The organism is Pseudomonas sp. B21-023, from assembly GCF_024749165.1.
In the GTDB taxonomy this organism is placed as follows: Bacteria; Pseudomonadota; Gammaproteobacteria; order Pseudomonadales; family Pseudomonadaceae; genus Aquipseudomonas.
Genome location: NZ_CP087190.1, coordinates 1,269,786 through 1,285,085, shown reverse-complemented (window position 1 = coordinate 1,285,085; position 15,300 = coordinate 1,269,786). Strand labels below are relative to the sequence as shown.

The window sequence follows — 15,300 nt, the reverse complement described above, 5'->3', positions numbered from 1 at the left end:
ACCTCAGCGGCAGATCTGCCAGAAGCCCATGTCCGCATGGAAGTGATTGTGGTGGGCGGCGTTGTAGTCCGGCCCCAGCACCGTGCTGAAGCTTGCGCACGCCGCCTCCTGCACCTGGCGCAGGAAGTCCGCCTTGCGCCCATCTCCCTGCCAGTCCCGCGCCAACACGATGCGCTGGCCGTCCTGCAGGCGAAAACCACTGATATCCAGGGCATTGGCGCTGGCATGCTGGCTGAGCCGCCCTTGCTTGCGATGGTAGACGTTGCGGCAGGCAAAGCTGCCCAGGTGATCAACCTGGGTCACTGGCTGGCCAAACACCCGCTGCGCCGCCGGTTGCAACCCATGCACCTCGAACAGCGCATAGGCCACGGCCAACGGGCAACTGGCGAGGAAGCTGCTGCTGAGCCGCGCCTGACCGCCTTCGACGCGCCAGACGTTGCGCAACGGGCAGTTGGCCGTCACCGGGCTGTCGCTTTGCTGCCGATAGCGCAATGACGAGGTCTGCAACGCCTGACGGCACAGCTCGGGGTCGGCGCGCAGGCGCGATAGCTTGTAGGGTGTCAGCAGGTTCGGCGGCTGCCGCACATCCAGCACAGCCCACGGGTTCCAGGCATCCGCTGGGCGCCAACCGAGCCACCATGCAACAAGCACGGCCAGCAGCAGACTGGCCAGTACGGTCAACGTCTTGCCCATGCGGCCTCAGCGACGGAAGAGGTCATTGAGCTGAGCGAATGGCAACGCCTGCTCGCCATAACTGAAAGTACCCTGCTCATGGATCTCCAGCGCGGCCCGCTGCAAAGCGCCCAGGGCGGCACGCGCCAGCGATGAGCCGACACTGATGCGCTTGACGCCCAGGTCTTGCAACTGATTCACGCTCAAGGGCACGCCCGCCATGCCCATCAGCACGTTCACCGGCCTTGGCGCCACGGCCTGCACCACCGCACGGATCTCATCGACGCTGCGCAGCCCCGGGGCATACAGCACATCGGCGCCGGCCTCGGCATAGGCTTGCAGCCTGCGAATGGTGTCATCCAGGTCGAGACGCCCGTGCAGCAGGTTCTCGGCGCGCGCGCAAAGGGTGAAGGGGAACGGCAGGCTGCGGGCAGCCTGCACGGCGGCGCGTACACGCACCACGGACAGGTCGAAGTCGTAGATCGGCGCTTCGGCGCGGCCGCTGGCATCTTCGATCGAACCACCCACCAGCCCCGCCTCGGCTGCGCGCAGAATGGTCTGTGCGCAGTCCTCGGGCAAATCGCCGAAGCCGTTTTCCAGGTCCGCCGCCACCGGCAATGGGGTGGCATCGACGATCGCCTGGGCGTTGCCCAGGGTTTCCTCGAGCGTCAGCGCGCCCTCGGCATCCGGCCGCCCCAGGCTGAACGCCAGCCCCGCGCTGGTCGTGGCCAGCGCTTCATATCCCAGGCTGGCCAACAGCCGGGCGGAGCCGGCATCCCACGGGTTGGGGATGACGAACGCGCCATCTTGCTCATGCAGCGCCTTGAAGGCTTCGGCTCGCAGGGTTTGCACATCCATGGTTCAACCTCCCGGCAATCAGATCAAAGTAACCCCAGTTGTTCGACCTCAGGGGCGCGGGGCAATTCAGGCAGCGCTGCAATGCCCGGCAGGCGAGCCATCAGCCGCTGGTGAAAACGCTGGGCCAGCGCCGCCGCCAGGCGATTGTCGGAAGTATGCAGGAACACGTAGGGGCTGCGGCCCTCTTCGATCCATGCAGCGACCTTGTCGATCCAAGGAGTGAGGAAGGTCTCGTTGGCCTCGAGCTGCGGGTGACCGATGAAACGCACCTGCGGAGACTGGCTGAAGGCCGCTGGGCGCGGCGGCACCTTGGGCTTCTTGGCCTGGGCATGGAGCACCGCGGGCTCGCGAGAGGTGCAACTGAACAACGCACGCGGATCCAGGCAGATACGCTCGACTCCACGTTCATGCAGCAGGCGATTGAGCTGACGCTCCTCCTCGCCCCGGGCGAAGAAGGCATCGTTGCGCACCTCCACCGCCAGGGGCACGCCGATCTCATCAAGAAAATACGCCAGCTCGCCCAGGCGCAACGGGCCGAACATTGCCGGCAACTGCAGCCAGTACGGCGCAACGCGCTCGCCCAGGGGCGCCATCAGCCGGGTGAAATCAACGGCCGCATCGAGTTGTTCGCGCAGATCGCCGGCATGGCTTACATCGCCCGGAAACTTGGCCGTGAAGCGAAACCCCGACGGCATGATCTGCGCCCAACGCTCGACGGTCGCCGGCGCGGGACGGGCATAGAAGGTGGTATTGCCTTCAACGGCGTTGAATACCTGGCTGTAGAGCCCGAGGAACTCGCCGCTACGGGCGTCGGCGGGATAGAGGTACTCGCGCCAGGCGTTTTCAGCCCAGGACGGGCAACCGAGGAAATAAGGGAGGGGTGATGGCGTCATCCATCAAATGTACAGGTCCAGCCCCAGCACTTCCATCTCCCAGTCGGTGAAGCCGGCGGTGGTCAGGTAGCTGGCCAGGGCGGTGGAGGTTCGGCGGTTGCGGGCGCGGGGGAAGATCAGGTCCTGCTGCCGGGCGGGCAGGTTCTCGCCGCGACGGCTGGCGCGGCTGATCTGCGCGTCGATGTCCTCGATGATCTCGGCATCGGCTTCGTCGATGGCTTCGTCACGCGCTGGCGCCTTGCGTGGCGCACGCTTGATGGGGTAGCTCTGTGAGGAGAAGCCGTCGATACGCATGACAAAGGCACTCAGGATCAATGATGGCAATTTAGCAGCATCAGGAATCCTTCGCTAATGCCCGAACTGATAACTGGACCACAGTTCGCGCAAAAGGTTTTATCGTGAACGGCGATAGCCGACGAAATGCCTTCAACGCGCCTTGGGCGTAGCCACATTATCGCGCAGGTAGACCGGTTGCGCCTGTTCGGCGACCACCGCCTCGCCCCGTGCCCAGGCGAAGCCGGCCAGGGTGAGGATATCCAGGGCGCTAGGCAACGCGGCCGCATCGCTGGCAGAAACCTGCACGGCCAGGCGCTCGGCGTAGCCCCAGCCGGTACCGGCACCGAACCATGCCTCGCCCGGGCCTTGCGGCAGGGCCACGCGCTCTGGCGGCAGTACCGCCTCCTGGCCGATCAGGCGCATCTCGCCCTGTTCGGCGCGGTAACAACCCCAGTACACCTCGTCCATGCGCGCGTCGATGGCCGCGGCCACCTGCTGCACGCCACGCTCACGCAAGGCGCCCTGCGCCAGGGCCGCCAGGTTGGACGTTGGCAGTACCGGGCGTTCGAGGGCGAAAGCCAGGCCCTGGACCACGCCGATGGCGATACGCACGCCAGTGAAAGCGCCCGGGCCACGGCCAAAGGCGATGGCATCCAGCGCGCTCAGCGCCACGCCCGATTCGGCCAGCAACTGCTTGATCATCGGCAGCAGTTTCTGCGCGTGCATGCGCGGGATGACCTCGTAATGGCTGGTCACCTTGCCGTCATGCAACAGGGCGACGGAACAGGCTTCGGTAGCGGTATCCAGGGCCAGCAGGGTGGTCATCGAGCGAGGTATCCAGGCGACAGGGGAAAAGAGCGGCAGTATAAACGACAACGGCCCGCAAGCGGGCCGTCGTGACGCACGGTGACGGATCAGCTCAGGGCTGCCAGTACCTTGGCGGTGATCGATTCGACCGAACCGACGCCTTCGATGTGGCTGTACTTCGGCTTGCCGGCGTTGGCGGCCGACAGCTTCTGGTAGAAGTCCACCAGCGGCTTGGTCTGGCTGTGGTAGACCGACAGGCGGTGACGCACGGTTTCTTCCTTGTCGTCATCGCGCTGGATCAGGTCTTCGCCGGTGACGTCGTCCTTGCCTTCCACCTTCGGTGGGTTGTACTGGATGTGGTAGGTGCGGCCGGATGCCAGGTGCACGCGGCGGCCAGCCATGCGGCCGACGATTTCTTCGTCGTCCACGGCGATTTCGACCACGGCGTCGATGTCGACGCCAGCAGCGACCATGGCTTCAGCCTGCGGGATGGTGCGCGGGAAGCCGTCGAACAGGCAGCCGTTGGCGCAGTCAGCCTGCGCGATGCGCTCCTTGACCAGGCTGATGATCAGCTCGTCGGAGACCAGCTGGCCGGCATCCATGACCTTTTTCAGCTCCAGGCCCAGTGGGGTACCGGCCTTGACGGCGGCACGCAGCATGTCACCGGTGGAGATCTGGGGAATACCGAACTTCTCGGTGATGAACTTTGCCTGAGTACCTTTACCGGCCCCGGGAGCTCCCAGCAGAATTACGCGCATCTTGTGCTCCTCATATTTTTTATGCAAATCAACGGATTCGGCGCACAAGGCCAACTCCGGAAAAATCGGTCGAGACCGCAAAATCGGTCAAAAGGCTGCTCAAGATACACAGCGCCCGCCCCCCCGACAAGCGTCCCAAAGTGGCAGGAATGCGCCACTTGCAGCTTGCCGGGGGACAGGTTGCGCCGGGCGCAACCGGCCATGGAAGGAGCGGCCACGGCCAGCCCTGCCACTCACCGCGCCTACCCTCGGCCTAACTCAGCCGGTGTTGCGCAAGCCGGCCGCGATCCCGGCCACCGTCACCAGCAAGGCCTGTTCCAACGGGCTGTCCAGAGCGGCTTCACGGCTGCGCGAGCGTGCCAGCAACTCGGCTTGCAGGCGGTGCAACGGGTCCAGGTAGGTGTTGCGCAGGCGGATGAATTCCAGGGTTTCCGGGCTGTGCGCCAGTAGCACCGACTGCCCGGTCAGACCCAGTACCACTTGGCACGACTGCGACAATAGGTCGCGCAGGTGCGCGCCCAACGGCAGCAGTTCGGGTTGCACCAGACGTTCGTCGTAGGCCTCGGCGATCTGCGCATCGGCCTTGGCCAGGACCATCTCCAGCATGTCGATGCGGGTACGGAAGAACGGCCATTGTTCGCGCATCTGCGCCAGCAGCGTCCCCTGCCCGCGTGCCAGGGCATTGTTCAGCGCGGTCTCCCAGCCGAGCCAGGCCGGCAGCATCAGCCGTGTCTGGGTCCAGCCGAAGATCCAAGGGATCGCCCTCAGGCTTTCGATGCCGCCGGCGCGGCGCTTGGCCGGGCGGCTGCCCAGCGGCAGCCGGCCAAGCTCCTGCTCGGGGGTGGACTGGCGGAAGTACTCGACGAAGTCCGGATTCTCGCGCACCACGGCGCGGTAGGCCTTGACGCCGTCGGCGGCCAGCTGGTCCATCAGTGCGCGCCAGGCCGGCTCAGGCGGCGGCGGTGGCAACAGGGTCGCCTCCAGCACCGCGGCCAGGTAGAGATTGAGGTTCTGTTCGGCGATGCCCGGCAGACCGAACTTGAAACGGATCATCTCGCCCTGTTCGGTGGTGCGAAAACGCCCGCCCACCGAGCCCGGCGGCTGCGACAGGATCGCCGCGTGAGCAGGGCCACCGCCACGTCCCACCGTGCCACCGCGGCCATGGAACAGCAGCAGCTCGACCTGGTGTTCACGGCAGATGCGCACCAGGTTTTCCTGAGCACGGTACTGGGCCCAGGCCGCCGCCGTGGTGCCGGCATCCTTGGCCGAGTCGGAATAGCCGATCATCACCTCTTGCGGGCCCTGCAGCCCGGCGCGATAGCCCGGCAGCCCGAGCAGGCGCTCCATGACCGGGCCTGCGTTGTCCAGGTCGGCCAGGGTCTCGAACAGGGGTACCACGCGCATCGACCGGGTCAACCCGGCCTCTTTGAGCAACAGCTGCACCGCCAGCACGTCGGACGCCGCGCCGGCCATGGATATCACGTACGAACCCAGCGACGCCGCCGGGGCCGCGGCGATTTCGCGGCAGGTGGCGAGTACTTCGGCGGTATCGGCCTGGGGCTGGAAGTGCGCCGGCAGCAACGGGCGGCGATTCTTCAGCTCGGTCTGGAGGAAGGTGATGCGTCGCTCTTCGTCCCACTCGGCATAGCGGCCGAGCCCGAGGTAGTCGGTGATTTCCGACAGCGCATCGCGATGGCGGGCAGCGTCCTGACGCACATCCAGGCGCACCAGGAACAGACCAAACGTCACCGCCCGGCGCAGGCAGTCGAGCAACGGACCGTCGGCAATCACGCCCATGCCGCACTCATGCAGCGACTGGTAGCACAGCTCCAACGGCGCGATAAGGTCGCGATTGTCCACCAGCACCGCCGCGCTGGCCGGCTGCGTCGCGGCCAACGAGGCGTGGGCCCAGGCGCGGGTGGCACGCAGGCGGTCGCGCAACTGCTTGAGCAGCGCCCGGTAAGGTTCGGCGCTGTCCCCGACCTTTTCCTTGAGTGCGGCGCTGGCCTGCTGCATGGACAGCTCGGCGGCCAGGTAGTCGATATCACGCAGGAACAGGTCGGCGGCCATCCAGCGCGCCAGCAGCAGCACTTCGCGGGTTACCGCCGCCGTGACATTGGGGTTGCCGTCACGATCACCGCCCATCCAGGAAGCAAAGCGAACCGGCGCCGCCTCCAGTGGCAGGTGCAGCCCGGTCGCCTCGAACAGTGCCGTGTCGACCTTGCGCAGGTGGTTGGGCACCGCCTGCCACAATGAATGCTCGATCACCGCGAAGCCCCACTTGGCCTCGTCCACCGGCGTCGGCCGGGTCCTGCGGATTTCCTCGGTGTGCCAGGACTCGGCGATCAACCGGCGCAGGCGCTCGCGCACCTGCTGGCGCTCGGCGGGGATGAGGTCGCGGTGGTCCTGCGCGGCCAGCTGCGCGGCAATGGCGTCGTACTTCTGGATCAACGTACGCCGGGCCACCTCGGTGGGGTGCGCGGTAAGCACCAGCTCGATGTGCAACTTGCCCAGTTGCCGGGCCAGCTCATCGTTGCCATGGCCAGCCGCCTTCAGGCGCGCCAGCAATTCGGGGAGCACGCGGGCCTCGAACGGTTCGGGCTGGCCGGCGTCACGGCGGCGGATCAGCTGGTACTGCTCGGCGATGTTGGCCAGGTTGAGGAACTGGTTGAACGCCCGCGCCACCGGCAGCAGGTCCTCCTCGGCCAGATCGCCCAGGGTCGAGCTCAGTTGCTCGCCCGCCTCGCGCCGGTCGGCCTTGGCACTGTGGCGGATGTCCTCGATCTTCTGCAGGAACGCCTCGCCATGCTGCTGGCGGATGGTCTCGCCAAGCAGTTCTCCCAAAAGGTGCACATCCTCGCGCAAGCGCAGATCGATATCACTCATCAGCCTTCTCCACTCCAGGAAACCGCATGCGCCCAAGAGTGCCCACTCGCGCCCGCCCCTGGCAAGCCGCGAGCCGCCAAAGCAACTAAAGTAAACACAGGTCATCCGAAGCAATGCCACTCCAGGCTTTGACAGAGGTCATCATGAAAATTCGCCAACTCGCCCAGCACTGGGAACAGAACGCCGCCGGCCGCCTGAGCCCCACCGGCCATGTCCTGCACCTGGACATGGAAGCAGAAGCGCGCCTGGCCGCGCTGATCGACATGTACCCCAAGCGCAGCCCCGAGGAACTCCTGGGCGAGCTGGTGGCGGCGGCACTGGAAGAGCTCGAGGCCAGCTTCCCCTACGTCAAGGGCCAGCAGGTGATCGCCACCGACGAGGAAGGCGACCCGTTGTACGAGGACATCGGCCCTACGCCGCGCTTCCTGGCCCTATCCAGGCGCCATCTGCAGGCCCTTGGCCGGGTACGGAAAGCCCCCTCGCACTGAGCCCTTGCGGGTGCCGGGCATCGCCCGGCATACCGTCATTTGCAGCGGAAGTTCCAGGCGAAATCCGCTGACTGATTAGTCAGAAAAAAATACCTTTAGCGTGCAAATTTTTCTGAACTATTCAAAAACCGCTTCGGTCACAGCCAATAGCCATCACGGCAAAACCCTGTAAACACGGGCCTTTGCGCCCGACGCTGGCAACAGGGGAACAGCGATTGTCACTGCGTGGCATCGTCGTTTAACAGGAGTGACCCAATGGAGTTGACCACCATGAAGACCCGCATCGCACAACCTTCCTCCACTCATCTGCGCGGGCTCAAGCTGGCCGCGCTGGCCCTGGGCAGCAGCCTGGTGCTGGCCGGCTGCGCGGGCAAGCCGCCTACCGAGCAGTACGCCGTGACCCAATCGGCGGTCAACTCGGCGGTCAGCGCCGGTGGCACCGAGTTCGCAGCAGTGGAAATGAAGGCTGCCCAGGACAAGTTCAAGAAGGCCGAAATCGCCATGCACGACAAGAAGTATGACGAGGCCAAGCTGCTGGCCGAGCAGGCCGAATGGGACGCCCGCCTTGCCGAGCGCAAAGCCCAGGCTGCCAAGGCCCAGAAGGCCGTGCAGGATGCCCGCCAGGGCGTCCGGGACGTACGTGAGGAAGGCCTGCGCAGCGCTGAGTAAGCCTGCCCTGCCTCTATAGCCTTCGTTTAAAGATCAAAGGATGAACACTATGCGCAACTACGTCATGATTCCCGCCCTGCTGGCCCTGAGCGTCGGCCTTGCCGCCTGCTCCCACGACCCGAACGCCAACCTCGAGTCGGCCCGCACCAATTTCTCCGCCCTGCAGAGCGATCCGCAGTCGAGCAAGGTGGCCGCGCTCGAGACCAAGGACGCCCAGGACTGGCTGAACAAGGCCGACAAGGCCTACATGGATCGCGAGGATGAGAAGAAGGTCGACCAGCTCGCCTACCTCACCAATCAACGCGTCGAAGTGGCCAAGCAGACCATCGCGCTGCGCACCGCGGAAGGTGAACTGAAAAACGCCGCGGCACAACGCGCCCAGGCCAAACTTGACGCCCGCGATGCGCAGATCAAGAAACTGCAGGACAGCCTCAACGCCAAGCAGACCGACCGTGGCACCCTGGTGACCTTCGGCGATGTGCTGTTCGACTTCAACAAGGCCGAGCTCAAGAGCAGCGCCTACCCGAACGTCACCAAACTGGCGCAGTTCCTCCAGGAAAATCCTGAGCGCAAGGTGATCGTCGAGGGCTACACCGACAGCGTCGGTTCGGCCAACTACAACCAGACCCTCTCCGAACGTCGCGCCGCCGCGGTGCGCATGGCACTGGTGCGTGCCGGCGTGGACCCTGCGCGCATCGTCGCCCAGGGCTATGGCAAGGAGTATCCGGTAGCGGACAACGGCAGCAACTCGGGCCGTGCGCAGAACCGTCGTGTGGAAGTGACCATCTCCAACGACAACCAGCCAGTTGCACCACGCTCGGTCAGCCAGATCCAGTAACGCTTGCCATCTGAACGGAAAGCCCCGCCTTGATGGCGGGGCTTTTTCATTCCTGTCGATCATGCAAGCCACTCAAGCAAACGCCCCGAACATGTCGGGGCGTTTGCCTGGCGCACGTCAGTGACTACTGGAACAGCGACTCGCTGGACAAGCCATTCTTCTCGAGAATCTCGCGCAGGCGCTTCAGGCCTTCGACCTGGATCTGCCGCACCCGCTCACGGGTCAGGCCGATCTCCAGCCCGACATCCTCCAGGGTACTGCTTTCATGCCCACGCAGGCCGAAACGCCGAACCACCACCTCACGCTGCTTGTCGGTCAACTCGCCCAGCCACTGGTCGATGCTCTGCGACAGGTCATCATCCTGCAGCAGTTCGCATGGGTCGGTGGGACGGTCATCGGTGAGGGTGTCGAGCAGCGTCTTGTCAGAGTCGGGCCCCAGCGAAACATCCACCGAGGACACCCGCTCGTTCAGGCCGAGCATGCGCTTGACCTCGGCCACTGGCTTCTCCAGCAGGCTGGCGATCTCCTCAGGCGACGGCTCGTGGTCGAGCTTTTGCGTAAGCTCGCGGGCGGCGCGCAGGTAGACGTTGAGTTCCTTGACCACGTGAATGGGCAGGCGGATGGTGCGGGTCTGGTTCATGATCGCCCGCTCGATGGTCTGGCGGATCCACCAGGTCGCGTAGGTCGAGAAGCGGAAACCGCGTTCGGGGTCGAACTTCTCCACCGCACGGATCAGGCCCAGGTTGCCTTCCTCGATCAGGTCGAGCAGCGACAGGCCACGATTGACGTAACGGCGGGCAATCTTGACCACCAGGCGCAGGTTGCTCTCGATCATGCGCTTGCGCCCGGCAGGGTCGCCTTTTTGCGACAGGCGCGCGAAATGCACTTCTTCCTCTGGCGAAAGCAGAGGCGAGAAGCCGATTTCGTTGAGATACAGTTGGGTCGCGTCAAGTGCCCGACTGTAGTCGATGTACTTGTGCTGCTTGAGCGACGCGCCCTGTTTCGACTTGGTCCGAACCGAAGGTACAGCAGGTTCGTCTGACACCACATCCGTTTCCAAAACGATGCCCGTCTCCATCAGAAGCAGGTCATCGTCGATGTCAAACTCCGGCACTTCTTTACTGAGAGCCATTGTTATAGTCCTTTGCTGAGTTCGAACTCAGACTCGAGCGTCACCCTTCCATGGCAGCGCTGGAGCCTGTCCCCTCTACATCCAAGGAACAGGCCGGGACAATGATCAACGGCGTGGCAGGAACTGGAGAGGATCGACGGGTTTGCCCTGGCGGCGAATCTCGAAATGCAGCTTCACCCGATCAGTGCCCGTGGACCCCATTTCTGCGATCGTCTGCCCTGCCTTGACCTGCTGCCCCTCCCGAACCAAAAGCCTGCGGTTGTGACCGTAGGCACTGACGTAGGTATCGCTGTGTTTGATGATGATGAGCTCGCCATAGCCCCTCAAGCCACTGCCGGCGTAGACCACCGCTCCATCAGACGCAGCAAAAACAGGCTGTCCCAAATCACCGGCGATATCAATGCCTTTATTCAAACTACCGTTTGAAGCGAATTTTCCAATCAGCACGCCATTCGCCGGCCACGTCCAACCGCCAACCGCGCGCTCTGCGGCGGGCACCTGGGCAACCGTTTGCGAGGTGGTGGAAGGGGCAGTTGTGGCACTTTTGCCATTGCTGGTTGCCGGCGCCGTAGTGGCAACCGGCCGGCGGATCACGGTGGTCCGGCTCGATGAAGAAGCGCTGCCGACGACCGTCGTGCTGCCCCCCGCGCCGCTGCTGAAACGGATCGGCTGGCCCGGGCGGATGGTGTAGGGGGCGGGAATATTGTTGCGTGCCGCCAGCTCCTTGTAGTCCCAACCGTAGCGGAAGGCAATGGAGAACAGCGTGTCGCCGGGTTTGACGATGTACTGCCCCGAGGTGACGGTCGGGCGCTTGGGCGCGGCGTTGTTGCGGTCGACCACGCGGGCGCCGTTCGAGCTGGTGCTGGAACAGCCAGCCAGCAGGGTCCCCATGGCCAGCGCGATCACCAGAAGCTTCAAAACCGACCGATCCTTGCGCTGCCGCATGCCTGTGTGACCCACCCGCGCTCCCCTCATGCTGTCAAAAAATGACGATACAAAAATGCAATATTGTTTCAATTATAACCGAGCCACCCTGCTTGGGGTGACTCGCTGTTGGCCTGATCCAGTACGAAAAGCGCCACGCCAGATAGACAGGGCCCAGGCGCAAGAATTCGTCGTCGCCGCAAATATTCCGTTACACCGCTCAGGCCAGTGGGCCATTGAGCAGCGGCACGAAGCGCACGGCGCCGAGTACCCGCCGCGAGAAGCCATGCTCTTCGCGCACGATCAGCATCAGTTGCTGGGTCTCCCCCGCCGGCCCGACCGGGATCACCATGCGTCCGCCCGGCGCCAGCTGATCGAGCAGTGCCTGCGGCACTTCAGGCGCGACTGCGGTGACGATGATGCCGTTGTAAGGCGCCAACGCCGGCCAACCTTCGCAGCCGTCGCCCCAACGGAACACCACGTTGCGCAGGTTGAGCTCGACCAGGCGCTCCTTGGCCCGGTCCTGCAGCACCTTGATGCGCTCCACCGAGAACACCCGCTCGACCAGCTGGGCCAGGATCGCGGTCTGGTAGCCCGAGCCGGTGCCGATCTCCAGCACCTTGTCCAGGGGGCCTGCCTCCAGCAACAGCTCGCTCATGTGCGCGACCATGAACGGCTGGGAGATCGTCTGGTTGTGGCCGATCGGCAGCGCCGTGTCTTCATAGGCGCGATGGGCCAGGGCTTCATCGACGAACAGGTGGCGCGGGGTGCGACGAATGGCCTCGAGTACCTTGGCGTTCGACACGCCTTCTTCATAGAGCCGCTGGATCAGCCGCTCCCGGGTACGCTGGGAGGTCATGCCGATGCCGCGGCGCTGCAGATCGTCCTGTTCGCGCATCAGAGCAGGCCCTCCAGCCAACCGTCGAGGCGCTCGAAGGCATCGTTGAAGGTGCGGTCCAGTTGCAGCGGGGTGATCGACACGTAACCCTGCATCACGGCATGGAAGTCGGTGCCCGGGCCGCCATCTTCGGCATCGCCGGCCACGGCGATCCAGTAGCCTTCCTTGCCCCGCGGGTTGACCACCTTGGTCGGTGCCGCGGCACGCGCGCGGTGCCCCAGGCGGGTAAGCTGGATGCCACGTATATGCTCCAGCGGCAGGTTGGGGATATTGACGTTGAGCACGGTGCGCGGCGGCAGCTCCAGGCGCGACTGCGCCTCGACCAGGCGCCGGGCGATGTAGGCGGCGGTCGGCAAGTTGTCGGGCAGGCGCGACAGCAGCGAGAAGGCCAGCGAGGTGCCGCCGAGGAAGCGCCCCTCCAACGCCGCAGCCACCGTGCCCGAATAGAGCACGTCATCCCCCAGGTTGGCGCCCAGGTTGATGCCGGACACCACCATGTCCGGGGTTTCCGGCAACAGGCCGTTGAGCCCCAGGTGCACGCAGTCGGTCGGCGTGCCGTTGAGGCTGATGAAGCCGTTGGCCAGCGTCTGCGGATGCAGCGGCCGGTCCAGTGTCAGCGAGCTGCCGGCACCGCTCTTGTCTTGATCCGGGGCAATCACCACGCACTCGGCATAGTCCACCAACGCTTCATGCAGCGCGGCGAGGCCGGGTGCGGTAACACCGTCGTCATTCGAAATCAGAATACGCATGGGCTGTCCGTCTGCCCTGCCGGCACCAGATCGACGAGTTCGCGCACCACCACGGTGGCGAAGCATCCGGCCGGAAGGACGAATTCCAGTTGCAGGATATCAGGCTCGGGATAATGCCACGTCAGCCGCCCAATAGGGAGCCGCAGGATGCGCCGTTCGTGATCCATGCCCGCTCGCGCCAGCCAATCGCACAGCGCCGGATGACGTCCGGCGACCGTGGACTCGAGGTCGAGGGTCGCGCCCTGGCTCGGTGCCGCACCGGCGCCCCACAGCGGGCCCGTCGGGTGCAGGTCGAGAATGGCCAGGCGCGGGTCGTTGCACTCGACCTCGCCGGCCATGAAGAAGCTGCGCTTGTCGGTGAAGGCCAGCAGGTCGCCGACCTGGGCGCGCTGCCAGCTGCCATCGGCGACACGGGCGGCCAGCACCTGGTTGAACAGGTAGCTGCGCCCGGCCGACAGCAGCCGCGAACGCAGGTTGCGCTGCTCGGGCAGCGCCTGGCGAGCGGCCCAGCCCTGTGCGTCGTGCACGTTGCCACCGGCATGGCCGAAGCGCTGGCTGCCGAAGTAGTTGGGCACGCCCTGCTGCTTGAGTTGCTCCAGGCGGGCATCAAGGGCCTGGTGGTCGGCCTGCAGCGCGGTCAGGCGCAAGGTGAAGCCATTGGCCGAATGCGCGCCACGCTGCAGCTTGCGCTGGTGGCGCACCTGCTTGAGCACGCGCAGGGTGTCGTCCTCGGCACGGGACAGGTCTGGGTCGGCCTTGCCCGGCAGGTGCAGGCTGAACCACTGGCGGGTCAGGGCCTGGCGGTCCTTGAGGCCGGCATAGCTGATGGCACGCACCGGCACGCCGGCGGCGCGGGCCAGGCGGCGAGCCGCCTCCTCGGTGTTGAGGTCACGCTTCTCGACCCACAGCCACAGGTGCTCGCCCTGGCCGGACAGCGGGATATCGAGGACTTCATCGACCTGGAAGTCTTCAGCCACCGCCTTGAGCACCGCGGTGCCCAAGACATCGCCCGAGGCCCGAGGGCCTAGCAGTTCCAGTTCGGTCATGCTGGCAGCAGCAGGGCGACCGCATGCACGGCGATGCCCTCCTCGCGGCCGGTGAAGCCCAGCTTTTCTTCAGTGGTGGCCTTGACGTTGACCTGGTCGAGCTCGACCTGCAGGTCTGCGGCGATGTGCTGGCGCATGGTCTCGATGTGCGGGGCCATCTTTGGTGCCTGGGCGACGATGGTGGCGTCGACATTGCCGACCTTCCAGCCCTTGTCACGCACGACAGCGACCACGTGGCGCAGCAGCACCCGGCTGTCGGCGCCCTTGAACTGCGGGTCGGTGTCGGGGAAATGCTTGCCGATGTCGCCCAGCGCCGCGGCACCCAGCAAGGCATCGCTCAGGGCGTGCAGCAGCACGTCGCCGTCGGAGTGGGCCAGCAGGCCGAACTTGTGGGGGATACGCACCCCGCCCAAGGTAATGAAATCACCGTCGCAGAAACGATGGACATCGTAGCCGTGGCCAATACGCATAGAAGAACGCCCTGATTGAGTCAGGGCGTGATTCTACCTGCTTTTGCGGTATTGGGGCTGCTTCACGGCCCTGCGGCTCAGACCCTGCCCAGTGCCACCGCATGATGGCGCAGGTGTTCATCGATGAAGCTGGCGATGAAGTAGTAGCTATGGTCGTAGCCTGGCTGCAGGCGCAGGGTCAGCCCATGGCCGCCCTTACGGGCCGCCTGCTCCAGCGCCTCTGGCTTGAGCTGCTTTTCAAGGAAGTCATCGCGATCCCCCTGGTCCACCAGCAGCGGCGGGCATTCATCCGCCTCGGCCAGCAGCACACTGGCATCCCACTCGCGCCACTGCGCCCGGTCTTCGCCCAGGTAGCGGCTGAAGGCCTTCTCACCCCAAGGGCAATCCATTGGATTGCTGATCGGTGAGAACGCCGACACCGAGCGGTAGCGCCCCGGGTTGCGCAAGGCGCAGACCAACGCGCCATGCCCGCCCATCGAGTGGCCACTGATACTGCGCTGGCTTGACGCCGGGAAATGCTCCTCGATCAACTCCGGCAACTCGTGCACCACGTAGTCGTGCATCTGGTAGTTGCGCGCCCAGGGCTGCTGGGTGGCATTGAGGTAGAACCCCGCGCCGAGGCCGAAGTCCCAGGCACCGTCCGGATCACCCGGCACCTGCTCGCCACGCGGGCTGGTGTCCGGGGCGACGATGATCAGCCCAAGCTCCGCGGCCAGGCGCTGGGCGCCGGCCTTCTGCATGAAGTTCTCGTCGGTGCAGGTCAGGCCGCTGAGCCAGTACAGCACCGGCAGCTTTTCGCCCTGCTCGGCCTGGGGCGGCAGGTACACCGCGAACACCATGTCGCAGGCAAGCACCTTGGAGCTGTGCCGGTAACGCTTGTGCCAGCCGCCAAAGCTTTTCTGGCAAGAGATGTTTTCCAGCGTCATGGCGAGGGCC

Annotated in this window: 17 protein-coding genes; 3 read left to right on the top strand and 14 right to left on the bottom strand. The window is 65.1% G+C overall.

The annotated features are described in order from the left end of the window. Positions 1–3: 3 nt before the first annotated feature. The 7 genes from LOY42_RS05865 to ppc form a co-directional block, all read right to left on the bottom strand. Positions 4–693, bottom strand: coding sequence for an extensin family protein (locus LOY42_RS05865; protein WP_102684076.1), 690 nt, complete (start codon positions 691–693; stop codon positions 4–6). A 6-nt stretch (positions 694–699) separates the two neighbouring features. Next, positions 700–1,530, bottom strand: a complete 831-nt coding sequence (locus LOY42_RS05860; RefSeq protein WP_198755148.1) for an oxaloacetate decarboxylase — start codon at positions 1,528–1,530, stop codon at positions 700–702. 23 nt (positions 1,531–1,553) lie between these two features. Further along, positions 1,554–2,423 carry a DUF72 domain-containing protein gene (locus LOY42_RS05855; protein WP_258600002.1) on the bottom strand — a complete coding sequence of 290 codons (870 nt, stop codon included), beginning with the start codon at positions 2,421–2,423 and terminating at the stop codon, positions 1,554–1,556. Positions 2,424–2,426: 3 nt separating this feature from the next. Further along, positions 2,427–2,717 carry a hypothetical protein gene (locus LOY42_RS05850; RefSeq protein ID WP_038707592.1) on the bottom strand — a complete coding sequence of 97 codons (291 nt, stop codon included), beginning with the start codon at positions 2,715–2,717 and terminating at the stop codon, positions 2,427–2,429. 132 nt (positions 2,718–2,849) lie between these two features. Further along, entirely contained in the window at positions 2,850–3,524 is a 675-nt protein-coding gene (tsaB, locus tag LOY42_RS05845) for a tRNA (adenosine(37)-N6)-threonylcarbamoyltransferase complex dimerization subunit type 1 TsaB (RefSeq protein WP_102684073.1), read from the bottom strand. A gap of 89 nt (positions 3,525–3,613) precedes the next feature. Beyond that, positions 3,614–4,264: an adenylate kinase gene (gene adk / locus LOY42_RS05840; RefSeq protein WP_023632584.1), complete on the bottom strand. Its 651-nt coding sequence runs from the start codon at positions 4,262–4,264 to the stop codon at positions 3,614–3,616. Between the two features lie 258 nt (positions 4,265–4,522). Continuing rightward, on the bottom strand, positions 4,523–7,150 hold the full coding sequence (gene ppc, locus LOY42_RS05835) for a phosphoenolpyruvate carboxylase (protein WP_139669221.1): 2,628 nt from the start codon (positions 7,148–7,150) through the stop codon (positions 4,523–4,525). 143 nt (positions 7,151–7,293) lie between these two features. On the opposite strand from ppc, the gene LOY42_RS05830 reads away from it, so the two are divergent. The 3 genes from LOY42_RS05830 to LOY42_RS05820 all read left to right on the top strand — a co-directional run bounded on the left by LOY42_RS05830 (position 7,294) and on the right by LOY42_RS05820 (position 9,145). Continuing rightward, the gene (locus tag LOY42_RS05830) at positions 7,294–7,638 is read left to right on the top strand and encodes a pilin assembly protein (protein ID WP_198755151.1); all 345 of its coding nucleotides are present in this window, start codon (positions 7,294–7,296) and stop codon (positions 7,636–7,638) included. A gap of 255 nt (positions 7,639–7,893) precedes the next feature. Beyond that, a complete protein-coding gene (locus tag LOY42_RS05825) occupies positions 7,894–8,307 on the top strand; it encodes a DUF4398 domain-containing protein (protein WP_139669217.1) in 414 nt (137 codons plus the stop codon). Between the two features lie 49 nt (positions 8,308–8,356). Further along, positions 8,357–9,145, top strand: coding sequence for an OmpA family protein (locus LOY42_RS05820; RefSeq protein WP_139669215.1), 789 nt, complete (start codon positions 8,357–8,359; stop codon positions 9,143–9,145). Positions 9,146–9,269: 124 nt separating this feature from the next. Here the strand turns inward: LOY42_RS05820 and rpoS are convergent, their stop codons facing one another. The 7 genes from rpoS to fghA all read right to left on the bottom strand — a co-directional run bounded on the left by rpoS (position 9,270) and on the right by fghA (position 15,290). Further along, on the bottom strand, positions 9,270–10,277 hold the full coding sequence (rpoS, locus tag LOY42_RS05815) for an RNA polymerase sigma factor RpoS (RefSeq protein ID WP_011535249.1): 1,008 nt from the start codon (positions 10,275–10,277) through the stop codon (positions 9,270–9,272). A 105-nt stretch (positions 10,278–10,382) separates the two neighbouring features. After that, on the bottom strand, positions 10,383–11,237 hold the full coding sequence (locus tag LOY42_RS05810; RefSeq protein ID WP_102684066.1) for a peptidoglycan DD-metalloendopeptidase family protein: 855 nt from the start codon (positions 11,235–11,237) through the stop codon (positions 10,383–10,385). Positions 11,238–11,421: 184 nt separating this feature from the next. Further along, positions 11,422–12,060, bottom strand: coding sequence for a protein-L-isoaspartate(D-aspartate) O-methyltransferase (locus LOY42_RS05805; protein ID WP_162175259.1), 639 nt, complete (start codon positions 12,058–12,060; stop codon positions 11,422–11,424). A gap of 38 nt (positions 12,061–12,098) precedes the next feature. Continuing rightward, on the bottom strand, positions 12,099–12,848 hold the full coding sequence (surE, locus tag LOY42_RS05800; protein ID WP_046854410.1) for a 5'/3'-nucleotidase SurE: 750 nt from the start codon (positions 12,846–12,848) through the stop codon (positions 12,099–12,101). Next, a complete protein-coding gene (gene truD, locus LOY42_RS05795) occupies positions 12,836–13,894 on the bottom strand; it encodes a tRNA pseudouridine(13) synthase TruD (protein ID WP_139669213.1) in 1,059 nt (352 codons plus the stop codon). The genes surE and truD overlap by 13 nt, the downstream gene beginning before the upstream one ends. After that, positions 13,891–14,364, bottom strand: a complete 474-nt coding sequence (gene ispF / locus LOY42_RS05790; RefSeq protein ID WP_102684063.1) for a 2-C-methyl-D-erythritol 2,4-cyclodiphosphate synthase — start codon at positions 14,362–14,364, stop codon at positions 13,891–13,893. The genes truD and ispF overlap by 4 nt, the downstream gene beginning before the upstream one ends. Before the next feature lie 77 nt (positions 14,365–14,441). Then, the gene (gene fghA / locus LOY42_RS05785) at positions 14,442–15,290 is read right to left on the bottom strand and encodes an S-formylglutathione hydrolase (RefSeq protein ID WP_110701900.1); all 849 of its coding nucleotides are present in this window, start codon (positions 15,288–15,290) and stop codon (positions 14,442–14,444) included. Positions 15,291–15,300 lie beyond the last annotated feature (10 nt).